Annotated in this window: 17 protein-coding genes; 8 read left to right on the top strand and 9 right to left on the bottom strand. The window is 66.8% G+C overall.

Annotated features, from left to right (window positions below; genetic code table 11):
* Nucleotides 1–2 precede the first annotated feature (2 nt).
* The 5 genes from VGV37_RS19320 to VGV37_RS19300 form a co-directional block, all read right to left on the bottom strand.
* A complete protein-coding gene (locus VGV37_RS19320) occupies nt 3–557 on the bottom strand; it encodes a hypothetical protein (RefSeq protein WP_326881373.1) in 555 nt (184 codons plus the stop codon).
* Nucleotides 554–1399, bottom strand: coding sequence for an SPFH domain-containing protein (locus VGV37_RS19315; RefSeq protein ID WP_326881372.1), 846 nt, complete (start codon nt 1397–1399; stop codon nt 554–556). Before VGV37_RS19315 ends, VGV37_RS19320 begins: the two co-directional genes overlap by 4 nt.
* 133 nt (nt 1400–1532) lie before the next feature.
* Nucleotides 1533–3317, bottom strand: coding sequence for a YncE family protein (locus VGV37_RS19310; RefSeq protein ID WP_326881371.1), 1785 nt, complete (start codon nt 3315–3317; stop codon nt 1533–1535).
* A gap of 187 nt (nt 3318–3504) precedes the next feature.
* Nucleotides 3505–5289 (bottom strand): YncE family protein, encoded by a 1785-nt coding sequence (locus VGV37_RS19305; protein WP_326881370.1) that lies wholly within the window; start codon nt 5287–5289, stop codon nt 3505–3507.
* Between the two features lie 121 nt (nt 5290–5410).
* Complete coding sequence (locus VGV37_RS19300; RefSeq protein ID WP_326881369.1) at nt 5411–7444, bottom strand: aminopeptidase P family protein; 2034 nt, start codon at nt 7442–7444, stop codon at nt 5411–5413.
* Nucleotides 7445–7673: 229 nt separating this feature from the next.
* Between VGV37_RS19300 and VGV37_RS19295 the strand changes: the two genes are divergently transcribed.
* Nucleotides 7674–7910 (top strand): DUF1127 domain-containing protein, encoded by a 237-nt coding sequence (locus VGV37_RS19295; protein WP_326881368.1) that lies wholly within the window; start codon nt 7674–7676, stop codon nt 7908–7910.
* A gap of 67 nt (nt 7911–7977) precedes the next feature.
* Nucleotides 7978–8175 carry a DUF1127 domain-containing protein gene (locus tag VGV37_RS19290; protein WP_326881367.1) on the top strand — a complete coding sequence of 66 codons (198 nt, stop codon included), beginning with the start codon at nt 7978–7980 and terminating at the stop codon, nt 8173–8175.
* 122 nt (nt 8176–8297) lie between these two features.
* Here the strand turns inward: VGV37_RS19290 and VGV37_RS19285 are convergent, their stop codons facing one another.
* Together VGV37_RS19285 and VGV37_RS19280 are read right to left on the bottom strand one after the other, a co-directional pair.
* Nucleotides 8298–9206, bottom strand: a complete 909-nt coding sequence (locus VGV37_RS19285; protein ID WP_326881366.1) for a 50S ribosomal protein L11 methyltransferase — start codon at nt 9204–9206, stop codon at nt 8298–8300.
* A 22-nt stretch (nt 9207–9228) separates the two neighbouring features.
* On the bottom strand, nt 9229–11454 hold the full coding sequence (locus tag VGV37_RS19280) for an ATP-dependent helicase (protein WP_326881365.1): 2226 nt from the start codon (nt 11452–11454) through the stop codon (nt 9229–9231).
* A 210-nt stretch (nt 11455–11664) separates the two neighbouring features.
* Between VGV37_RS19280 and VGV37_RS19275 the strand changes: the two genes are divergently transcribed.
* The 6 genes from VGV37_RS19275 (at nt 11665) to VGV37_RS19250 (ending at nt 19873) form a co-directional block, all read left to right on the top strand.
* Complete coding sequence (locus tag VGV37_RS19275; RefSeq protein WP_326881364.1) at nt 11665–12939, top strand: SLC13 family permease; 1275 nt, start codon at nt 11665–11667, stop codon at nt 12937–12939.
* Nucleotides 12940–12949: 10 nt separating this feature from the next.
* The gene (locus tag VGV37_RS19270) at nt 12950–14089 is read left to right on the top strand and encodes a succinylglutamate desuccinylase/aspartoacylase family protein (RefSeq protein WP_326881363.1); all 1140 of its coding nucleotides are present in this window, start codon (nt 12950–12952) and stop codon (nt 14087–14089) included.
* 13 nt (nt 14090–14102) lie between these two features.
* Entirely contained in the window at nt 14103–14588 is a 486-nt protein-coding gene (locus VGV37_RS19265; RefSeq protein ID WP_326881362.1) for a GNAT family N-acetyltransferase, read from the top strand.
* Nucleotides 14589–14708: 120 nt separating this feature from the next.
* Complete coding sequence (locus VGV37_RS19260) at nt 14709–15845, top strand: efflux RND transporter periplasmic adaptor subunit (RefSeq protein WP_326881361.1); 1137 nt, start codon at nt 14709–14711, stop codon at nt 15843–15845.
* Between the two features lie 10 nt (nt 15846–15855).
* Nucleotides 15856–18948 carry an efflux RND transporter permease subunit gene (locus VGV37_RS19255; protein ID WP_326881360.1) on the top strand — a complete coding sequence of 1031 codons (3093 nt, stop codon included), beginning with the start codon at nt 15856–15858 and terminating at the stop codon, nt 18946–18948.
* Between the two features lie 124 nt (nt 18949–19072).
* Nucleotides 19073–19873: an AraC family transcriptional regulator gene (locus VGV37_RS19250; RefSeq protein ID WP_326881359.1), complete on the top strand. Its 801-nt coding sequence runs from the start codon at nt 19073–19075 to the stop codon at nt 19871–19873.
* A 3-nt stretch (nt 19874–19876) separates the two neighbouring features.
* Here the strand turns inward: VGV37_RS19250 and VGV37_RS19245 are convergent, their stop codons facing one another.
* Together VGV37_RS19245 and VGV37_RS19240 are read right to left on the bottom strand one after the other, a co-directional pair.
* Entirely contained in the window at nt 19877–21727 is a 1851-nt protein-coding gene (locus tag VGV37_RS19245; protein WP_326881358.1) for a chloride channel protein, read from the bottom strand.
* Nucleotides 21728–21739: 12 nt separating this feature from the next.
* Nucleotides 21740–22228 carry a thioesterase family protein gene (locus VGV37_RS19240; protein WP_326881357.1) on the bottom strand — a complete coding sequence of 163 codons (489 nt, stop codon included), beginning with the start codon at nt 22226–22228 and terminating at the stop codon, nt 21740–21742.
* Between the last annotated feature and the right edge of the window lie 82 nt (nt 22229–22310).

Here is a 22310-nt window from a genome sequence, read left to right as displayed (position 1 = left end):
CGCTAGTCGATGAACAGCATGCCCTGGCGCTGCCGCACGGTTTCCGTCAAGGCCGCCAGCCCGTCGAATGCGGCGGTCCCATGGGCGATCAGCCATTCACCATCTTTGCCATCGATCGCCGCGCGCAGCATTTCCGCCTGGCCGGCCAGCCGGCGGTCGATCGCCAGCAGGATCACCAGGGTCGCCGCTTCCTGCCGGTGGCGTTCGATCATCCGGTCGTTTTCGGGCACGGGCAGCGCCCGGATCTGCCCCTCGACGGCACCGATCGCCTGGGACAGCCGCTCCAGCGCCTGCGCGCCGGCAACAGCATCGGGATCGGGCCGCGGCTGGGCGCGCGACGGCGGCGGCAGGAAGGTTCGCCGATAGGCGCTTTCCGCCGCCTCGACCGAGGATCGTGCGCTGCCGAGCAGCCAGCAGACCTTGTTGCGGATCAGCAGATCGTCGGTCCGCAACTGGTTTTCGAGCCGATAGAAATTATAGCCCCAGCCGTGGAACAGGTTGATCGCGATCTGGTCGATCTCGTCGGTATCGGCGTAGAATGCCGAAGGCCCCGTCATTTGCGCGCCGCTTCCGGCACGCCTGTCTCGATGCTGAGCGGATAGATGCCACCGGCCGCTCCGCCAATGTTGAATGGCAGGCCTGCCGCGGCATTGGGTGCCGAAACCAGGCCCATGTCGGCCATGCGCAGGGCCAGGTAGTAGCGCACCGCCTCCATCGGCGTCAGACCCAGCGCCTGCAGCGAGATCAGCTCGCGCATCCGCTCGTCCTTCGGCAGGATCAGCACTTTCAGGTCGTTCAGCATGATGCCGTAGACCTTGAGGAAATCCGCGAGGTGGACCTTCACGCCTTCGCGGATCTCGTTGATGTGCTCGTTGATGTTTTCCATCTTGGTGACCTGGACGACCTGATTGATCGCCTGCTCGATCGCGGGGCCGGCATAGTCGGCCACTTCCTGGATGTCGATGGTGTTGCCGTTGAACGGCAGATGGGTGATCAGGTCGAGGGCCGCCGCTTTGCTGTCGACATGGACGTAATAATCGACCTGGTAGGCCATCTCCGCCATCTCGGCGCTGGTCGCAACACCCTTGCTGCGCACCAGCAGCTTGGAGCGGTTGATGTAGATCACCTCGAACACCCAGGGCGAGGCGCCGCCGAAGAAACCCTGGACGATCGAGCCGACCAACGGCTTGTCGGGGGTGGTGAGCGCATATTGCCCGGTCTCGTAGATGTCGAGCACGGCGCCACGCGACTTCAGCACGCAGAAATGATTGCTCTCGACGGTCAGCAGCGAGCCGGAGACGATGCTCTCGTCCACGATCTTCACCGCCAGCACCTTGGTGCCGAGCATGTCGGTGCCGTCGCGCTGCAGCGACGTGATGACTTGACGCGTGATGGCCATGGATTGATCCCCGAGATGATGCCGAGGGCGATCGGCGCCCGCCATACCTATACGTGCGTCGATCGTCCGCGGCCACCTCCGAGCAGGGAGCTGTCTGTGTTATCTCAGGGGCCGCCGAGACGACGCCCTTGCGTCAGTTGCTGGTGCGCACCGCGACGCTCGTCACTCCGTGGGACGTGCCACCCGAGTCGTTGAATCGCACGAACAGCCGAGACGTCGCCGGGGCGAACGGGACGGCGCCGGTTGCCGTGACGAAGATCGAGAAGGTCGGCGTCGCGTTGGCGGGAAATCCGACGGAGATCGAGGCGGCCGGCGGCGCTAAGCATTGCGCTGTGACCGGGTCGCTCTGGCAGATCGTCGCCGTTACCGGCAACGCGGCAGCGCCGGTGTCGACGGACGCGATGATCAATCCCGCGGCACCATTGTTGTCGGACGCCACGGCGAACGATCCCGGCACGCCGCCCGAGAGCGGCACCGTCACGACGCCGTCGCCCGAGGTCGTCGCGGCGAGCGCGATGATGTCGCTGACGGGGGTGGCCGAGTAGAGCAGATCGACGGTATTCACGCCGGCATAGATCGGAGCAGATCCCACGCCATCACAACCAAATGCGACAGACTGAGTGATTCCGACGACCGCAGAAGCAGACTCGAACGACAGCAGGAAGGTCTGGGAGCCGTTCGGTGCCAGCGTCACCGGCGTATCCAATTGCCCGACCAGGGCGTTGGTCGACGGGTTCGTCGTCTGATAATGGAATGAAACGCCGTTGACGCCGCCGAGCGGCAACGCGACCGAGCAATTCGATAGCGCCGTGGAGCCGGAGTTGAGGAGGGTCGCGAAAACCGTCGCATTGGTTCCCTCAGTGACGGACCGGCCATCTGGCAGAACCGCCGCGGCCAGCGGGCTGGTCGACGCAGGACCGACGAAAGCGCCGACCGCTACAGCCCCTGCGGCAACCGGAATCGACGCATCGAGAACGCCGCTCTTCGCATCCATCTCACCGACGAAGCCGTTTTGGTAGCTGGTGAAATAGATCTTCTTCCCGTCGGGAGCGAGCGCGATGGAGGCGATGGTGAACCCGCCGGCGTTGTTCGGAAGGGTGGGAATGAGCACGTTCTGAAAGGTCGAATCCGCCACACGGAAAATCAGGATGGCATTGATGTTGAGGTAGGCAAGATCACCGTCCGGTGAGAACGCGATCGCGTTGGGCGATCCCTGCCGAACAGTGGTCTTGACGACGCTTGTCGCGGTGTCGATGACGCTGAAGCCCGATCCGTTCGACGCATAGACGGTCTTTCCATCCGGCGTCACGGCGATGCCGCCTTGAGGCAGACCGAATTCGCCGGAAATCCGGATATCGATCGCAGTAACGAAGCTGTTCGTCGTGGCATCGATGACGGAAACCGATTCGTCGGAATCGTTTATGACATAGAGGCGCGATCCATCGGCGCTGAGAGCCGCATTGGCCGATCCGCCGGCAGGCACGTTACCGACGCGCGAAATAAGTGGAATGGTCGCCGAGACGACGTCATGGGCGAGATCGACGACCGAGACCGAACTGTCGCCGCCATTGACGACATAGGCTTTTGTCCCATCAGACCTGACGACCACTGCGTTCGGCTGGCGTCCCACGGGCACTGTGGCCGTTACCGTATTGGTCGATCCGTTGATGATCGAAACCGTACCGTCGGTCTGGTTGGTGATGAGGACCGCGGCCCCGTCCGGCGTGATCGCAACACCGAGCGGGCCATGGCCGACCTGGATCGTTGCCTTGACCCGATGACTCGTCGCATCGACAACCGAAACGGATGGTGAGCTAGGACTGGGCAAATAAGCGTTTTGCGCGCGTGCGCCTGTCGCCAAGAGGAGGAACCCGCCACCGAGAAGCGTGACGGCAACCAGAATTTGCTTGTGCAACATGGAAACTACCTTGGTAAGCGGCGATCAGGTGTCCCTTCGACGTCCTCTCGAACCGGCGCCCTCAACTTCACATTCTTATGCCAACACGAGCCAGCGTTAAAGTTGCATTTTTAGAAACCGCCGATTCCGCGAGGAAGCAGCAGACTTGACGCCTGCTGTCCATGCTTCCCGGCCCGGCGGCACCGGCTCAATCGACGGTGCGCACCGCGACGCTGGTCCCGCCGTGAGACGTGCCACCCGAATCGTTGAACCGCACGAATAGCCGGGACGTCGCTGGGGCGAAGGGGACAGCTCCGGTCGCCCTGACAAAAATCGAGAACGTCGGCGTCGCGTTGGCGGGAAATCCGACGGAGATCGATGTCGCCGGCGGCGCGAGGCACTGCGCTGTGACCGGATCGCTTTGGCAAATCGTCGCCGTCACCGGCAGCGTGGCGTCGCCGGTATCGACGGAAGCGATGATCAGGCTGGGGGCGCCATTGTTGTCGCTGGCGACGGCAAAGGCGCTTTCCGCTCCGGCGGACAACGGCACGGTCACGATGCCGTCGCCGGACGACGTAGCCGCAAGCGCGATGATGTCGGGTACCGCAGTCGCGGAATAAAGCAGGCCGACCGTGTTCACCCCTTCGGTGATGGGGGCAAACCCAGTGCCGTGACAGCCGAAGGCCAGCGATTGAGACAACCCCGAAACGGCGGAGGCAGTTTCGAAAGACAGCACGAAGGTCTGTGAGCCGTGCGCCGCGATCGTCACGGGTGTGTCCAGCTGTCCGACGAGCGTGTTCGTCAATGGATCGGTCGTCTGATAGTGGAACGAGAGGCCGTTGACGCCGCCGAGCGGCAGGGCGACCGAACAACTCGCCAGGTCGGTGGAACCGGTGTTGAGCATCGTCGCGAAGACAGTCGCCGTCGTGCCCTCGGTGACGGACCGCCCGCCCGGAAGAACGGCCGCGGCCAAGGACGAGGGAGCGTCCGGACCGATATATGAGCCGAGGAACGGCACCCGCGTGCCGGAAACATCGGTCAACGAGTCGACGATCCCTACCTTGGTATCCATTTCGCCCAGGGCATTGCCGAACGGGTCCATGAAAAATAGTTTGCTTCCATCCCGCGACACGACGAGCGAGGTGTTGAAAACGAGAGTCTGGCTGTTAATCTGGCTACTCAATATGGTCTGATAGCTGCCATCCGACGTCCGATGGACCGCAAGTCCCGCCGCAGTCATGTAGGCGAGCGTGCTGTCGGGCGAAATCGTGATGCTGCCGGGCGACCCTTCCCGCACATTGATCCTGATGCTGTTGGTCGCGGTGTCGATGATGCTGAAACCCATGGCGTTGGCCGCAATCACCGTCTTGCCGTCCGGCGTGACGGCGATGCCGTTTTGCGGAAGTCCGGCTTCTCCGGGCACCTGCAAGTCTATGGCCGTGACGAACCGATTGGTCATCGCGTCGATCACGGAGACCGACTCGTCGGATGTGTTCATCACATAGACACGCGAGCCGTCGACGGTGATGACGGCATTGGCCGACCCGCCGGCCGGTACGTTGCCCACGCGCGAAATCAGGGGGATCGTGGTGGTCACCACGTCCCGCGTCAGGTCGACGACGGACAGGGTGCTGTCGCCGCCATTCACCACATAGGCGCTCGACCCATCGGGCTTGACCACGACGGCATTCGGCTGGTGCCCGACCGTCACGGTCGCCAACACCGTATTACTGAAACCGTCGATGACCGAGACCGTTCCATCGGTCTGGTTGGTCACCAGAACGATCGCGCCGTCCGGCGTTATGGCAACGCCGAACGGGCCATTGCCGACGGCAATCGTCGCCAGCAGCTGATGGCTGACTGTATCGACGACCGATACGGAAGGCGAAACGCCGTTTGGCAGATAGGCATTTGCCGCGCGTGCGGCAGGGGTCGAGAGAAAGAGGCCGATGCCCAGAAAGGCCGCGGTGAGCAGAACGGGCGTGCGAGACATCGGAAATTACCTGAAGAAGCAGCGAGAAAAGAGCGACCGTTCAGGCTTCGTTGCCTCGATGCGTCGCACAACCTATCCTTTGTAAGCGAAGATCGCTCAGCGTTAAACTTGTATTTTCAGATCAAAGCGGCGCGGTCGTGGCCTCCAGCCAGGCGCGTGCCGCCGGGTCATCGAGAAGCGGCAGGACGATCTCGCGCGTTTTGGCGTGGTAGGTGTCGAGCCAGGCGATCTCGTCCACCGTCAGCAGCGACAGATCGATCGGCGTGCGGTCGATCGGGCAGAAGGTGATGGTCTCGAAGCCGTACATCTCGCGCTCCGCACCCGGGATATCGAGTGTGGTCACGACGATCAGGTTCTCGATGCGGATGCCGAAATGGCCTTCCTTATAGTAGCCGGGCTCGTTCGAGAGGATCATGCCGGGCATCAGCGGCTGGGTATCGGCGAAGGCGGCGATGCGCTGCGGACCTTCGTGGACGCTGAGGTAGCTGCCGACGCCATGGCCGGTGCCGTGGTCGAAATTGACGCCGGCCTGCCAGAGCGGCAACCGGGCCAGCACGTCGATCGCGCCGCCGGTCGTGCCCTTGGGGAAGCGTGCCATCGACAGCGCGATATGGCCCTTCAGCACGCGGGTATAGCGATCCTTCATCTCCGCCGTGGGCGAGCCGATCGCGATCGTCCGCGTGATGTCGGTCGTGCCGTCGAGATATTGCGCGCCCGAATCGATCAGATAGAGCGTGCCCGGCTCGAGCGACCGCTCCGTCTCGGGGCCGGAGCGATAATGCGGCAGGGCCGCGTTCGGGCCGGCCGCCGAGATCGACGGGAACGACAGGTCGCGGAACCGGGCGCCCTCGGCCCGGAAGGCTTCGAGCCGGTCGGAGACGGCGATCTCGGTCAGGCCACCCTTCGGCGCCTCGGCGGCGAGCCAGGCCAGGAAGCGCACCATGGCGGCCGCATCGCGCCGGTGGGCGCGGCGCGAGCCGTCCAGTTCGACCTCGTTCTTCACTGCCTTGGGCAGCTTGCAGGGATCGGCCGCCCGCACCAGCTTGGCGCCGGCGTGGCCCAGCCGATCGAACACCCAGGAGGCGGTCGTCGCCGGATCGACCTGGACCACCTTGCCGCCCATCGCATCGAGCGCCGGGCCGAATTCGGCCATGTCGCGCACGGCGACGCTGTTGCCGAGATGGGATTCGAGGCCGGGCGCCAGTTTGCGCCGGTCGATGAACAGGTCGAGCTGGCCTTCCTTGTCGAGGATGGCCAGGCCGAGGGCCAAGGGCGTATGCGGCACGTCGGAGCCGCGGATGTTCAGCAGCCAGGCGAGGCTGTCGGCCATGGTCAGCACCGTCGCGTCGCGCTTGTCGGCGCCCAGCGCCTCGCCGATCTCGCGGCGCTTGTCGGTCGAAGACTTGCCGGAGAATTCCAGGTCGTGCGGACGGACGGGCCCGAGCGGAGCGGCCGGGCGACGCTCCCAGGCGGCGTCGAGCGGATTGGTCTCGACCGGCACCAGCTCGGCACCGGCTTTCGTAACGCCGGCGCGCAGCTTGTCGACCTGGGCCGGGGTCAGCAGCCAGGGATCATAGCCGAAGCGCTGGCCGGCCTTGAGCGCGGTCGCGACCCATTCCTCCGGTGGTTCGGTAATGAAGTGCCGGAATTCGAACAGGTTGGCATCGACCTCGGCACGGACCTGCACCGTATAGCGGCCATCGACGAAGATCGCGGCCCGGTCGGCCAGCACGACGGCGGCGCCGGCCGAGCCCTTGAAGCCGGTCAGCCACTGCAGGCGCTCGTTGCCGGCCGGCACGTATTCGTTCTGGAACTCGTCGGCGCGCGGCACGAGGAAGCCGTCGACCCCGAGCTTGGCAAGCCCGGCGCGGACCGCGGCCAAGCGCTTGCCATGGGTCGCGGCCTCGACCGGCGCCGGGGCCTCGTCATGGGCGACCTGGTCCTTGAGTGCCACCAGCTGCGCCACGAGCGCCGACGAAAGCGACGAGGCGACCAGCACGCACCAGGCTTCCGGATCACGCTCCTCGGCGGAACCCAGGACACCCGAAATCAGGCTGCGGACCTCGGCGACCGTGTAAACGGACCCTGCCTTGGCGAGCAACCCCGCCAAAACGGCGTCGCCCTGATAGGTCAGCCGACAATCCTTCTTCTGCATCATAGCACCGTAGACTTAGCGACATGCCGGCACCATTACCGGCGGCGAGAGGCTAGAGGCCGCAGGATTGCGGCACAAGAGCCCTGATTCTTACCGGTTTATTGCAGTGCGTCATGCGCGGACCCGTGAGCTGGAGTGCGCTAGACCCTCTGCCGTTTCGCGCGAAGCTGCCTATTTTGTGCGTTGCGGCATAATTGAAGTCGCAAATATCTTTCTGGAGTAACTTCGTATGTTCACGATCCTCTCGGCCGCCGTGCGTGGCTTTCGTGTCTGGCAGGAACGCCAGCGCGTTCTGAACGAGCTTTATTCGATGGACGACCGTTCGCTCGCCGACATCGGCCTGCGCCGTGCCGACATCCCGTTCGCCATCAGCCCGAAGACCGACCTCGCCGTCGAAGCCCGTCCGGTTTTCGCCAATGTCGGCCATGTCGCCGCCAACAACAGCGTCAAACAGCGCGCCGCGTAATCCGCGACGCCCCGTCCGCCGGTTCGGCCAGACGGGTTCTATATTCATCCCAAGGGGGGATGATCCGATGAGTAACGTAGCGACCTTGACCATCTCGGGATCCAGCCAGTCCGGCGGCCCGATCCACCTGCTGCTGACGGCCTATCGCCACCTGGCGCTGCGTATCGAGCGCGCCCGCGTGAGCGGCCATCTCGCCGACCTCGACGACCGCCTGCTCGCCGACATCGGCCTCGCCCGTCGCGACATCGCGAAGCTGCTCCGCTAGAGAGCAGACGAGGAACGCTGCTTCCCGCGTTCCTCCAGACTGCAAGCCACCCGCCGGCGCCAGGCGGTCTCGTCCCTCGAGATCTCCCAACGCGTCGGCCAGGGTGGTGTGCGCCCCTTTCCCTACCGCGCCTTCTCGAACACCAGCGTGTGCCAGCCGGCACGCGGCAGACGGCCCATGAAGGTCAGTCCCGCGTTGCGATGGGCGGCCGCGACGTAGGTTTCCTGACCGGCCAGCAGGCCCGACAGGATGGCGACGCCGCCCGGCGCCAGGTTGCGCGCCAGGTCCGGCGCCATCTTGGCCAGCGGCCGCGCCAGGATATTGGCGAAGATCAGGTCGTAGGGACCCCGCGCACGCACGACCTGGGCGTGATAACCGTCGCTCTCGCGGCTGGTCACCAGATGCTGCACCCCGTTCGCCACCATGTTTTCCGCCGCGACACGCACGGAATTGCGATCGATGTCGCAGGCCAGCACCGGCACGTGCCAGGTCTTGGCCGCGGCGATCGCCAGGATGCCGGTGCCCGAACCCATGTCGAGCACGCGCCGCCGCTTGCCCCGCCTGGCAAGCCGGCTCAGCGCCAGCAGGCAGCCGGCCGTGGTCGCATGCTCGCCGGTGCCGAAAGCGCTCGCGGCATCGATCTCCAACCCGATCGTACCGGCCGGCGGCGCCTCGGCGATGTGCGAGCCATAGACGAAATAGCGGCCGATGCGCAGCGGTGGGAAACTCTCCTGGTTCTCGCGCACCCAGTCGACGTCGGGCAGCTGCTCCAGCACGATTTCAGGCTGGTCGATCCCGAATTGCAGGGCGATGAGCGCCAGCCCGCCTTCGACCGGGGCCAGGTCCGGCTTGCCTTGGACGAAGCTCTCGACCTTCCACGGCCCTTGCGGGCTGGTCTCGAACGCGCTGATGGCGCCGCCCAGCGCTTCGAGCACCTGGGCGAAGCCCTCGGCCGAGAATTCGTCCGGCGCTTCCAGCAGCACGCGCCACAGCGGCGCGCCGCCCTTGGGCCAGGTCGAGGTCGGAATCATCGAAGCCAATATCCTTTGTCTCTCAGGCCTTCTGCACGAAGCTGTCCATGACCCGCTTTTCGCCGGCATGGTCGAAATCGATCGTCAGCTTGGCATCCTCGACCTCGCGCACCGTGCCGGTGCCGAATTTCTGGTGGAACACCCGGTCGCCCTCGTGGAAGCCACCGACGGCGCGGATCTCGCGACCCTCGCGCGGCCCGCCGCCGTCCATCGGGCGCACGATCCTGCGATAGCCGCCGAAGGCGGAGGTTGCAATGTCGTCGAACGCCCCGCGGCCGGCAGGTGCGCGCATGCCGTACATGCCGGTCGCGGCCTCCGCCTCGATCTGGTCCTGCGGCAGTTCCTCGACGAAGCGGGACGGCAGGCTGCTCTGCCATTGGCCGTGGATGCGCCGGTTCGCGGCGTAGGACACGTCGGCGCGCTGCTTGGCACGGGTGAGGCCGACATAGGCGAGACGGCGCTCTTCCTCGAGCCCGGCCTGACCGGTCTCGTCGAGCGCGCGTTGATGGGGAAACAGCCCCTCCTCCCAGCCCGGCAGGAAGACATGGCCGAACTCCAGGCCCTTGGCGGCATGGAGCGTCATCAGGCTGACCAGGTCGCCGCCGGCGTCGGCCGCATTGTCCATGACCAGGCTGACATGCTCGAGGAAGCCCGCGAGGGTCTCGAACTCCGCCATGCCGACGATCAGTTCCTTGAGGTTTTCCAGCCGCCCTGGCGCCTCGGGCGTCTTGTCGGCCTGCCACATGGCCGTATAGCCCGATTCGTCCAGCACGATCTGGGCGAGCTCGGTGTGCAGGATACGGTCCGATTCGCGCCGCCAGCGATCGAAATCCCGCACCAGCAGGGCCACGGCCTTGCGGGAAGCCGGCTTCAGCTCGTCGGTTTCGACCACGCGCCGCGCCGCCTCCATCAGCGACACGCCGGTGGCGCGGCCGAGCGCGTGGAGCGTCTGCATCGTCGCATTGCCGATGCCCCGGCGCGGCGTATTCACGATGCGCTCGAACGCCAGATCGTCGTCGGGCTGGTAGATCAGCCGCAGATAGGCCAGCGCATCGCGGATTTCCTGCCGCTCGTAGAAGCGCGGGCCACCGATGACCCGGTAGGGGATGCCGGTCGTGATGAAGCGCTCTTCGAACTCGCGCATCTGGAAGCTGGCGCGGACCAGGACGGCGATCTCGGAGAGGCGGGTGCCCTGGCGCTGGTCGGTCTCGATCTCGTCGGCGACCCAGCGCGCCTCTTCCTCGCCATCCCACATGCCCTTGACCCGGACCCGCTCGCCGGCCTCGCCCGCGGTCCACAGCGTCTTGCCGAGCCGGCCGTTGTTATGCGCGATCAGGTGGCCGGCCGCATTCAAGATCTCCGGCGTCGAACGATAGTTCTGTTCCAGCCGGATGATGACCGCGCCCGGAAAATCCGCCTCGAAACGCAGGATGTTGCCGACCTCCGCGCCGCGCCAGCCATAGATCGACTGATCGTCGTCGCCGACGCAGCAGATGTTCCGGTGGGTTTGGGCCAGCAGGCGCAGCCACAGGTATTGCGACACGTTCGTGTCCTGGTACTCGTCGACCAGCAGATAGCGGAACTTACGTTGATAATCGGCCAGGATCGCCGGCTGGCCGAGGAAGATGGTCAGATTGTGGAGCAGCAGGTCTCCGAAGTCGGTCGCGTTCAGCACGCGCAGCCGCTCCTGATACTGGCGATAGAGCGCCACCATGCGGCCGTCGGCCAGCTCGCCCGCGTCCTCGCCGTCCACCTTGTCGGGCGTCAGGCCGCGATCCTTCCAGCGCTCGATCGTCGCCAGCACGGCGCGCGCGGGCGAGCGCTTGTCGTCGATGCCCTCGGCCACGAGCAGCTGCTTGATCAGCCGGATCTGGTCGTCGGTATCGAGGATGGTGAAGTTGGACTTCAGCCCGACCGCCTCGGCATGGCGCCTGAGGATGCGCGCGGCCAGCGCATGGAACGTGCCCAGCCACATGCCCTCGCTGTCGGCGCCGATCAGCCGTTCCAGCCGGTCGCGCATCTCGCGCGCCGCCTTGTTGGTGAAGGTCACGGCCAGCACCTGGCTGGGGTACGCCCGCCCGGTCATGAGGATATGGCCGAGGCGCGTGGTCAGCACACGCGTCTTGCCGGTGCCGGCGCCGGCCAGCACCAGGACCGGACCGTCGAGCGTCTCGACGGCTTCGCGTTGCGGCGGATTGAGGTTGGCGAAATAGGACGGCTCGCCCGGGCGATCTGACATGAGGGACATGGCATCCACCTTACCGGAGAGGCAACCCGTGTTCAAAGTGCCACGATCCGCGCTCAGGTCGCCTATGCGGGGGTAACGGAGCCGTTTAGCGCCTTCCGCTCGTGCGCGAGTTCGGCCACGCTCTGCCCCGTTGCATTTCCTGTCGGGTCGCCTCGGTCGCGACGTCCGACCGGTTGCTTTGCCGAACGAGAAGTCCGGGCCCGCTTCGCGATGACTGCCGTCAAGATCTACGTCATCTTCCTGTTGACCTATGGCGGCATGGCGGCCGGGCGGCTGCCGTGGCTGCGCGTCGACCGCACCGGCATCGCGCTGCTGGGCCTGATCGCCCTGCTGGGCACCGAGGCGCTGAACCTGGACGAGGTCGGTGCGCGCATCGACATGCCGACCTTGGTCCTGCTGTTCGCGATCATGATCATCTCGGCCCAGTTCATCGCGTCGGGCTTTTGCGACTCCGTGATCCGCCGCATCGGCCAGGCGCCCGGCAGCCCGCTGCGGATCCTGGGCCTGACCGTCGCGGCCTGCGGCGGCCTGTCGGCGTTCCTGGCCAACGACATGCTGGTCTATTGCATGACGCCCCTGCTGGTGGATGCGGTGCGCGCCCGGGGCCTCGATCCCCGCCCCTACCTGATCGCGATGATCGCGGCCGACAATGCCGGCTCCGCCGCCACCATCATCGGCGCACCGCAGACCATCCTGGTCGGCCAGCTGGGCAACCTGCACCTGCCGACCTATCTGTGGGCCTGCGGCGTGCCGGCGATCGTCAGCCTGGGCATCGTGTTCGCCGTCGTGGCCTTCCTGTGGCGCGGCAAGCTGGAGCTGGCGACCGACGGGTTCGCCGAGGAGGCGCTGCCGCCGCTCGCGTTCCGGCCCCACGACCGGACCCAGACCAACAAGGGCATCGCCGCCGTCGTCTGCCTGCTGGCGCTGTTCCTGACCGACCTGCCGCGCGACGTGTTCGCCCTGTCGATCGCGGCGCTGCTGCTGCTCAATCGAAAATTCACGTCGGCCGCGATGATCGCGGCGATCGACTGGCCGCTCTTGCTGCTGTTCGCCTGCCTGTTCGGCGTGACCGGCGCGCTCGGCAACACGGCCTTGCCCGGCATGCTGATCGACGGGCTGCAATCGATCCACCTGCTGCCCGACAGCCTGATCGTGCTGGCGCCGCTGACCCTGTTCCTGTCGAACACGATCGGCAACGTGCCGTCGGCGGTGCTGCTGCTGCAGGTCTGGCTCGATCCGCCGCCCGGTGCGCTCTACGGGCTGGCGCTGCTGTCGTCGCTCGCCGGCAATTTCCTGCTGATCGGCAGCCTGTCCAACCTGATCATCGTCGAGCGTGCGCTGGAGCGCGGCGTCAAGCTGCGGGCGAATGAGTTCGCCCGCGCCGGCATTCCGATCACGCTCGCCTCCATGGCGGTCGGCGTGTTCTGGCTCTACCTTACCGGCATCATGCCGTGGCTGCCGGTAGTGGACGCGGCGGCGAATTGAGGTTGCTCCCATGAAGTCCGTCGAGATCAAGCGCCTGGGGCCGTCGAGCCCGGGCACCAGCCGGCATCTTAAAATTCTGCGCTACGGCGCGCCCGGCGCCACGCCCAAGGCCTACCTGCAGGCATCGCTCCATGCCGACGAGCTGCCGGCCATGATGGCGGCGCACCACCTGACCGGGCTGCTCGATGCCGCCGAGGCCGCGGGCGGAATCCTGGGCGAGATCGTGCTGGTGCCGGTCGCCAACCCGATCGGTCTGGCCCAGGTCATCGACGGCTCCCATCTCGGCCGCTACGACCTGGCCTCGGGCGAGAACTTCAACCGGTCCTTCCCCAATCTGGCGGCCCTTGCCGCCGAGCGTCTGGCCGGCAAGCTGGGCACCGACCCGGCAGAGAACGTGCGCACGATCCGGACCCTGCTGGTGGCATTGCTCGACGAGCATCAGCCGCTGGGCGAACTCGCCAGCCTGCGCCGGATCCTGATGCGCGAGGCAATCGACGCCGACTACGTGCTCGACCTGCATTGCGACAATGACGCGCTGCTGCACCTCTATCTTGGGACCGCGCGCTGGCCCGACGGCGCCGACCTGTCGGCCGACCTCGGCAGCGCCGCGACCCTGCTCGCCGCGGACTCGGGCGGCACCCCGTTCGACGAGACGTTCAGCAACCTGTGGGCGGAGCTGCGTCGGCGCCTGGGCGCGGATGCGCCGATCCCGGACGCCTGCCTTGCCGGCACGGTCGAATTTCGCGGCCAGGGCGACGTCTCGGACGCGCTGGGTGCCCAGGACGCGGCGGCCCTGCTGCGCTTCCTGCAGCGCCGCGGCGTGGTCGCCGGCGATCCGGGTCCCTTGCCGACGGCGCTATGCGACGGCACGCCGCTCGACGGCGTCGACGTGCTGCGCGCGCCGGTCGGCGGCATGGTGGTCTACCATGCGGAGCTGGGCGCCAGGGTCACGGCGGGCCAGATCGTGGCCGAGATCATCGATCCGCTGGCCGAAGATCCGGCATCTGCGCGGACGCCGGTCAGGACCATCGCGGACGGGCTGTTCTTCGCCCGCAAGATCGAACGCCTGGCAAGGCCGGGCCAGGGCATCGGCAAGATCGCCGGCGCCACGCCGCTGCCGACCCGGACCGGCGCCCTGCTCGACCCCTGAGACCGGAGTGCCCATGGCGAAGATCCACCTGCGCGACGCGTCTCCTGAAGATGTGCCGACCATCCTGGCGCTGATCAAGGAACTGGCGATGTTCGAACGGGAGCCCGACGCCGTCGTCGCGACCGAGGACGACCTGCTGCGCGACGGTTTCGGACCTGAAAAGCGGTTCGGCTGCCGCGTGGTCGAGCTGGACGGGCGGGTGGTGGGCTTCGCGCTCTGGTTCTTCAGCTATTCGACCTGGCTCGGCCGCGCCGGGATCTACCTGGAAGACCTCTATGTAGCTGAGGCGGCACGCGGCCATGGGCTGGGCCGCAGGTTGATCATCGACATGGCGCAGGTCGCGGTCCGCCACGAGGCCCCGCGGCTCGACCTGTCGGTGCTGGACTGGAATCCGGCCCGCGGCTTCTACGAACGGCTGGGCATCCAGCATCGCGCGGACTGGGCGCCCTACCGGATCGATGGCGAGGCGCTGCGGCGCCTGGCGGCTGATGGATCATAAAAAATCTTTATGGTCCATTAGCCGACCATAGGATTGTATCGGTCGCAACCAAACCTTAGAGTGCTGCCGCCCGCAACGAGCGCGGGGCAGGTACGTTCGCGCAATGTGAGGTTGGAGTTCATGACCAGGGGAATGCCGCTCGCCGTCGCGGGCATCGTCATTCTCTGCTGTGTCGGGGGCGGATTGTGGCTGCGGGCCGGGTCGGCGACCGCCGATGGCGGGGCCGCCACCGTGCCGGTCATCCCCAAGATCGACGTCGCGACGGCCCGGACCCAGGACATGCCGGTCTATGTGCGCGGCACCGGCACCGTCGAGCCGTTCCAGCAGGTGACGGTCAAGAGCCTGGTCGACGGCCAGATCACGGCGACGCATTTCGAGGAAGGCCAGATGGTCAAGGCGGGCGATCCGCTGTTCACCATCGATCCGCGTCCGTTCGAGCATCAGGTCGAGCTGGCGACGGCCAACCGCGCCAAGGATCAGGCGCAACTGGCCGCCGCCCAGGCGCAATTGGCGCGCTCGACCAGCCTGCTGCAGCATAATTTCGTCTCCCAGCAGGATTTCGACACCCAGAAGGCCACGGTCGGGCAGTTGCTGGCGGTGGTCAGGGCGGACGAGGCCGGGATCGGCAGTGCCCAGTTGCAGCTCGACTATTCGACGATTCGCGCACCGATCGCCGGGCGGGTCGGCAAGCGCATGGTCGATGTCGGCAACGTCATTCACACCGCCGACGACACGGCGCTGGTCGACCTCAGCCAGATCCAGCCGATTTCGGTCAGCTTCACCGTGCCCCAGGAGCGCCTGCCCGACATCCAGCGCGAGGCGGAGGCGGCGGTCCTGAAGGTCGAAGCCCGCGCCGCCGACGACGAGCATGTGCTGGGCGTCGGCGACCTGAAGCTGATCGGCAATGCCATCGACCGCTCGACCGGCACGATCGCGCTCAAGGCCGTTTTCGGCAATGCCGACCGGCAACTCTGGCCCGGACAATTCGTCAATGGCCGTCTGGTGCTGCGCACCCATCGCGACGCGATCGTCGTGCCCGGCACCTGCGTGCGCCCCGGTCCGGAGGGTCCGGTCGCCTATGTGGTCGACGCCCAGAACCGCATTCGGGTCCGCCCGGTCAAGCTGGGCGAAAAGGCGCATGATCTGATCGCGATCCTCGACGGCATCAAACCCGGCGACCGGGTCGTGCTGCACCGGCAGGAAGGGTTGGCCGAGGGCACCGAGGTCGAAATCCGGCCGGCCGCCGGCGGCTCCTAGGACCCATCCGATGATCGACTATTTCGTGACCCGGCCGGTCGCGGCCCTGCTGGCGGTGCTGGGCCTGCTGGTGTTCGGCATCGCCGCCTGGACCCTGCTGCCGATCGCGGCATTGCCCGAGGTCGATTATCCGACGATCGAGGTCGATGTCTCCTGGCCGGGCGCCAGTCCCGAGGTGATGGCGTCGAACGTCGCCTCGCCGCTGGAACAGCAGTTGATCTACACCCAGGGTATCCGGCAGCTGACCTCGGTCAATACCCAGGGCAATACCGAGATCCGCGTCGAACTGTCGCTCGAGACCGACATCAACGCGGCCTATGCCGAGGTCCAACACAACATCGACGCCGCCGCCGGCGACCTGCCCGCCGATCTGCCGAACCCGCCGGGCGCCTACAAGGGCAACCCCAGCGACTGGTCGGTGCTCTATGTGGCGCTCAGTTCCGACACGCTGCCCCTGGCCGAGGTCGGCCGCTACACCGACACGCTGGTGCTGCGCCGCGCCTCGCTCATCCCGGGCGTCCGGCGCGGCCAGATCCAGCAGAACATCCGCTCGGCGATCCGGGTGCGGGTCAACCCGACCGCGCTCGCCGGCCGCCAGCTGTCGCTCGAGGACGTTCGCCAGGCGCTGCTGCAGGCGAGCCAGAACCGGCCGAAGGGCAGCCTGGACAACGGGGTGGCGACGGCGCAGGTCGACAGCAACGACCAGCTGAAGGACGTCGAGGAATTCCGCGACCTGGTCGTCGCCTTCCGCAACAATGCCGCGGTGCATCTGAGCGACGTCGCGACCGTCGAGGAAGGACCCGAGGACGAGGTCCAGCGGTCCTGGATGAACGGCCGGCCGGCCCATGTCATCGGCTTTAAAAAGACGGCCGGCGCCAATGTGGTGCGCACGGTCGACGGCATCCGCGCGGCGCTGCCGGGCGTCACTGCCGCCCTGCCCCCCGGCATCAAGCTGGAAGTGTTCTCGGATCGGGCCGGCCTCATCCGATCGGCGGTCGGCGAGGTCGAGTTCACGCTGCTGCTGACCACGGGCCTGGTCGTGCTGGTGATCTTCATCTTCCTGCGCAATCTGGCGGCCACGGTCATTCCAGGCATCACGATCCCGCTGTCGATCCTCGGCACCTTCATGGTGCTGTTCGCCTGCCGCTACTCGCTCGACAACCTGTCGCTGATGGCGCTGATCGTCGCGGTCGGCTTCGTCGTCGACGATGCGGTCGTCGTGATCGAGAACGTGTCCCGCCATGTCGAGGCCGGCGAAGCGCCGCTGACGGCGACGATCCGCGGCACGAAGCAGGTGGCATTCACCATCGTCTCGATGACCGCATCGCTCGTTGCCGTGTTCATCCCGGTGCTGTTCATGGGCGGCATGGTCGGCCGTCTGTTCCGCGAGTTCGGCGTCGCCGTCAGCGCCGCGATCCTGATCTCGGCCCTGATCTCGCTGACCTTGACCCCCGCCATGTGCGCACGCTTCATCCGCCCCCATCGACCGGGACGGCAGAATGCCGTGGTCCGCGCCTGCGAGGCGGCGGTGACCGGCATGACCAACGGGTATACGCGCAGCCTCGCCTGGTCGCTGCGCCATGCCAAGCCCATGCTGGCCCTGTTCGTCGGCACGATGCTGGTCACGGGCTGGCTGTTCCATGCCATTCCCAAGGGATTCTTCCCGCAGCAGGACAACGGCCAGATCGACGTGACCCTGGATGCGCCGCCGGACACGTCGGCGGAGACCATGATCGCCGTCTCCCGGCAGATCGACGCCGTGCTGCGCGCCGATCCTGCTGTGGCCACGGTCTGGACCGGGCTGTTTTCGACGAAGGACGGCAACAGCTGGGTCGTCCTGAAGCCCGCCGCCGAACGGCCGAGCACGCTCGAGGTCGCGGCACGCCTGCGCAAGGCGACCGCTTCGGTCAGCGGCATCAAGACCTATGTGCGGGCCCAGCAGGAACTGGTGATCGGCGCCACGCCGACCAGCGGAGACTATATCTACCAGATCACGGACCCCTCGGCGACGGAGCTCGACCAGTGGGTCCCGGTGCTGACCGACGCGCTGAAGAAGCTGCCGCAACTGCGCGACGTGGCGTCCGATGCCGCCAAGCGCATCCCGACGGTCAAGCTGGTCGTCGACCGGCCGACAGCGGCCCGTCTGGGCGTACATATCCAGGCGATCGACAACACGCTCTACGACGCCTTCGGGCAGCGCAAGGTTCTCGAAATCTACGGTGATTCGCTGCAGAGCTACGTCATCATGCAGGCCGACCCGAACTTCCGGCTCGACGAACGCGCACTCGAAACGCTGTACGTGGCATCGGACACCGGCACCCTGGTGCCGCTCAGCACGGTCAGCCACATCGAGACCGGCACCGCACCCCTGGTGATCTACCACCGGGCGCAACTGCCCTCCGCCGTCGTCAATTTCTCGACCGCGCCGGGTGTCGCGCTGGGCGATGCGGTCGAGGCGATCCATCGGATGGAGAACCGGGTCGGCAAGCCGCCCGGCCTGCAGACCTCGTTCGACGGCAATGCCGGCGAGTTCGAGCGCTCGCTCGCGTCCCAGCCCTGGCTGATCGGCGCCGCGATCCTGGTCGTCTATATCGTGCTGGGCATCCTCTACCAGAGCCTCGTCCATCCGCTGACGATCCTGTCGTCGCTGCCCTCGGCCGGCCTGGGCGCTCTCGTCATGCTGATGCTGACCGGCTACGACCTCAGCGTCATCGCGGTCATCGGCATCATCCTGCTGATCGGCATCGTCAAGAAGAACGCCATCATGATGGTGGATTTCGCGCTGCAGGCCGAGCGCGAGGGTGCGGCACCCGAGGCCGCGATCTTCGACGCGGCCCGTGTGCGCTTCCGGCCGATCATGATGACGACCTTCGCTGCCCTCATCGGCGCGCTGCCGCTGGCGCTGGGCTCGGGCGCCGGGTTCGAGCTGCGCCGGCCGCTGGGCATCGCCATCGTCGGCGGCCTGCTGATCTCGCAATTCCTGACGCTCTATACGACGCCGATCGTCCACCTGACCCTGGCCCGCCTGGCGCGCCGCCTGCCCGGCACCGTGCGGCAGCATCCGTTCCCGCCGGCGGCATTGCCCCATCCGGGCGAAGATTAAATCCGCAAATCCGGTCGCGCCCCGATGCGGCCGTGATGGCATACTGCCTTCGGACTTCAACGATCGGCCGGAGACGATGCGGGAGACGACGGAGCGGGACTATAGACGACGCATCCTGAAAGTAATGAACCGCCTGCGGACCGATCTCGACGACGACATGTCGTTCGAGCGGCTGGCCGAGGTCGCGTGCTTTTCGCCGTTCCATTTCCATCGGATCTATCGCGGCATGACCGGCGAGACGATTGCCGACACGGTGCGCAGGATGCGCCTGCTGCAAGCCGCGACGGCGCTGACGACGAGCGAGCGCGCGGTGATCGACATCGCGGTCGAGGCCGGCTTCGACAGCGGGCGCGGCTTCACCCGTGCCTTCAGCGCCTTTGCCGGCATGACGCCGTCCGGCTATCGGTCCCGGCACGCCCGGATCGATCGCGCCATCCGGGAAGGGGATCCCATGGAGGTGGAGATCAGGGAACTTCCGGCCCGCCGCGTGCTGGCCATGCGCAAGCTGGGCCCCTATCCGCAGGTTCCCCAGGTCTGGGACGCCCTGTGGCTGTGGATGCGCCAGCGGGGGCTGATCGGCCGGATCGAAAGCTGCATCGGCCTGCCCTACGACGATTCGGAGCAGGTGCCTGGCGATCGGATCCGCTACGACGCGTGCGTCGGCCTCATCCCGGGCCTCGAACCCCCGTTGCCGGACGACGAGGTGCGCTGGCTCGACATCGAAGGTGGACCTTATGCGGTCTATCGCCATGTCGGCCCCTGCTCGCTGATCAGCGAGGCGTTCGGGCGGCTGTACGGCCTCTGGCTGCCGCAAAGCGGCATCACCTTGCGCGCGGCGCCACCGCTGGAGATCTACATCAACGATCGCTGGACCACGCCGCCGGACCGGCGGATGACCGAGTTGGCCCTGCCGATCGAGGCCTGACCGTCAGGTCTTGGGCGGCACGGACCCGGCGAACAGATTGGAGCCTCCGCCGCCTTCGCTGCGCCGACGCTCCAGCTCCTGAGTATAGCGGCGCAGCGCGTAGGCTTCGGTCAGGTAGCCGATGACCTGCAGGCCGTCCGGATCGTCGACCACCGGCAGCGCTTCGAGGCGGGCCTCGCTGAAGCGGGCCAGCGCCTGGCGCACGCCGTCGCCCGGCAGCAGGAAGGGCGCCTTGTGCACCAGGCCTTGCGCCGTCTGCACCGCCGGGTCACCTTCGAGGTCGGGTCCGTGGACCTCGGACAGGTCGATCAGGCCGGCCAGCTTGCCGTCCTCGATGGCAAAGACCTGCTTGGTGCTGCCCAGCGGATAGGCGCGGCGCAGCGCAGCGACCGTGATCTCGACCGGCACGGTCTTCGGATCGCCGCGCATCAGGCGGCCGACCTTGATCTCGTCGAACCAGCCGATGTCCTCCGGGCTGCGGATCTTGAGGCCGCGCAGATGGAAGCGCCAGGTCGCGAAGGAATAACCGAACCAGTGCCGGACCGCGACCGAGGCCGCGACCACGCCGACCATGACCCCGACCGTGGCCGAGAAGTCGCCGGTCGTCTCCAGCACCAGCAGGATCATCGCGGTCGGCGCGCCGACGATCGCGGCACCGACCGTGCCCATGCCAACCAGCGAATAGGCCAGCGGATCCAGCACGGCCGAGGGGATCACGCGGTCGATCAGCATGGCGAGGGCACCCCCCATCAGGCTGCCGATGAACAGGGCCGAACTGAACAGGCCGCCTCGGAAACCCGCGCCGATCGAGATCGCAGACGCGGCGATTTTGGCCAGGACGAGCCCGATCATGAACGGCAGGGTGAGGGCGATGTGGAGATCGAGTTCGATGCCACCATGGCCGCTGCCCAGCACCTGAGGCCAGACCAGGGCGATCAGTCCGACCGGAATGGCCCCGATGCCCGGCCGCAGCCAGAACGGGATCGACCATCGGCGAAACCAGCCCTCGGTCGCGGTCACGCCACGCATGACGACGATGCCGAGCCCAGCCGACAGCAGCCCCAGCGCCAGGAACGCCGCATAGTCCCAGCCGCCGATACGGACCGCCTGGCTGACCGTGAAGACCGGATCCGCGCCAAATACCCAGCGCGCCGTGAAGGTGCCGGTCAGGGCGGCGATCGTCACCGGCGCCAGGCCCGACAGCGTATAGCTGCCGAGGATCAGCTCGAACGCGTAGAACGCACCGGTCAACGGCGCGTTGAAGGCGGCGGCGATGGCGGCGGCGGCGCCGCAGCCGACCAGCATGCGCCGGTCGTCGCGCCGCAATTTCAGGATCCCCGCCAGTCGCGACGCCAAGCCGGAACCGACCTGGGTATAAGCCGCCTCGAGCCCGACCGAAGCGCCGACACCCGAGGATAGGATGCTCTGCAGCGCCAGGTTGAGGCTGTCCAGTAACGACATCCGGCCGCCGTAGAGGGCGTTCGCCTCGATCGCATCGACGATGTCGTGGGGCCGCCAGCGGCGCAATGCCCAGGCAACGCCGCCGATCACGACGCCGCCCACGACCGGCACGATCAACACCAGCCGCCAATCCTGGACGCCGCCCACGCTCAAGTGCTGATCGGTCGGGATGCCGAAGGCGAGCGTATGGATCGTCGTGACCGCAAGCCGCAGCAGGACGACGCTGAGCGAGGCCAGCACGCCCACGAGGGCGGCCAGTCCGAGGAAGGCCAGTTCGTCGTCGCGGAGTGCACTGTGCGACAAGGCGCGCTGCAACAGTTTCCAGCGCAGTTCGAGCCAGCGCCGGCGTGTCGCGAAGAAGCCGATCGGCGCGGCGGCGGAGGCGTGGGGCATGGTCCCTCGTCCCTAGCGCTTATGCCGCGTCAGCGAGACATGGCGACCGACCCAATCGGCGGCGGGCAAGGCCGCGTGCGCCGCCACGGCGCGCTCGATCGCCTGCTGCCGTTCGGGCGGAAAGGCCGAGGTCCGTCGCGTGGCAAGGTCGACATGCACCGCCATCAGTTCGATCGTGGCCGCACGCCACCCTTCGGCGGCATGGAACATCTCATGACCGAAATGCAACCGCTTGCCGTCGCCGCCGAGCACGCGGCTCTCGACCCGCAGAAGATCGCCTTGCGCCACCTCGCGGGTATAGAGGATGTGCGATTCGACCGCGAACAGGGTGAGGTCGTTCGCATGGCGGTAGGTCGGGCCGAGGCCGAGCGCCTCGAACAGCGCATCGGTCGCGTGGTCGAACACCAGCACGTAATAGGCGACGTTCATATGGCCGTTGTAGTCGATCCATTCGGGTCGAACCGTCTCGGCATGCACGGCGAAGGGCGTGGGAAATTCCATGGTGCGCGGGACTATACGCCGGATGGCCGGCCGGCCGGAATGCCGGTTATGGGAAATCGCGCCGGCCGCGGCATTCGATCCC

This window comes from Aliidongia sp. (assembly GCF_035943795.1).
Classification (GTDB): domain Bacteria; phylum Pseudomonadota; class Alphaproteobacteria; order ATCC43930; family CGMCC-115725; genus Aliidongia.
The sequence above is the reverse complement of the archived record's forward strand: the minus strand, read 5'-3'. Positions and strand labels throughout refer to the sequence as shown.

Coding starts and splice junctions, on each gene's coding strand:
- VGV37_RS19240 (WP_326881357.1), bottom strand. CDS start 22,228: ATGGAATTTCCCACGCCCTTCGCCGTGCATGCCGAGACGGTTCGACCC.
- VGV37_RS19275 (WP_326881364.1), top strand. CDS start 11,665: ATGACTGCCGTCAAGATCTACGTCATCTTCCTGTTGACCTATGGCGGC.
- VGV37_RS19320 (WP_326881373.1), bottom strand. CDS start 557: ATGACGGGGCCTTCGGCATTCTACGCCGATACCGACGAGATCGACCAG.
- VGV37_RS19300 (WP_326881369.1), bottom strand. CDS start 7,444: ATGCAGAAGAAGGATTGTCGGCTGACCTATCAGGGCGACGCCGTTTTG.
- VGV37_RS19265 (WP_326881362.1), top strand. CDS start 14,103: ATGGCGAAGATCCACCTGCGCGACGCGTCTCCTGAAGATGTGCCGACC.
- VGV37_RS19290 (WP_326881367.1), top strand. CDS start 7,978: ATGAGTAACGTAGCGACCTTGACCATCTCGGGATCCAGCCAGTCCGGC.
- VGV37_RS19270 (WP_326881363.1), top strand. CDS start 12,950: ATGAAGTCCGTCGAGATCAAGCGCCTGGGGCCGTCGAGCCCGGGCACC.
- VGV37_RS19310 (WP_326881371.1), bottom strand. CDS start 3,317: ATGTTGCACAAGCAAATTCTGGTTGCCGTCACGCTTCTCGGTGGCGGG.
- VGV37_RS19295 (WP_326881368.1), top strand. CDS start 7,674: ATGTTCACGATCCTCTCGGCCGCCGTGCGTGGCTTTCGTGTCTGGCAG.
- VGV37_RS19250 (WP_326881359.1), top strand. CDS start 19,073: ATGAACCGCCTGCGGACCGATCTCGACGACGACATGTCGTTCGAGCGG.
- VGV37_RS19285 (WP_326881366.1), bottom strand. CDS start 9,206: ATGATTCCGACCTCGACCTGGCCCAAGGGCGGCGCGCCGCTGTGGCGC.
- VGV37_RS19280 (WP_326881365.1), bottom strand. CDS start 11,454: ATGTCCCTCATGTCAGATCGCCCGGGCGAGCCGTCCTATTTCGCCAAC.
- VGV37_RS19315 (WP_326881372.1), bottom strand. CDS start 1,399: ATGGCCATCACGCGTCAAGTCATCACGTCGCTGCAGCGCGACGGCACC.
- VGV37_RS19260 (WP_326881361.1), top strand. CDS start 14,709: ATGACCAGGGGAATGCCGCTCGCCGTCGCGGGCATCGTCATTCTCTGC.
- VGV37_RS19245 (WP_326881358.1), bottom strand. CDS start 21,727: ATGCCCCACGCCTCCGCCGCCGCGCCGATCGGCTTCTTCGCGACACGC.
- VGV37_RS19305 (WP_326881370.1), bottom strand. CDS start 5,289: ATGTCTCGCACGCCCGTTCTGCTCACCGCGGCCTTTCTGGGCATCGGC.
- VGV37_RS19255 (WP_326881360.1), top strand. CDS start 15,856: ATGATCGACTATTTCGTGACCCGGCCGGTCGCGGCCCTGCTGGCGGTG.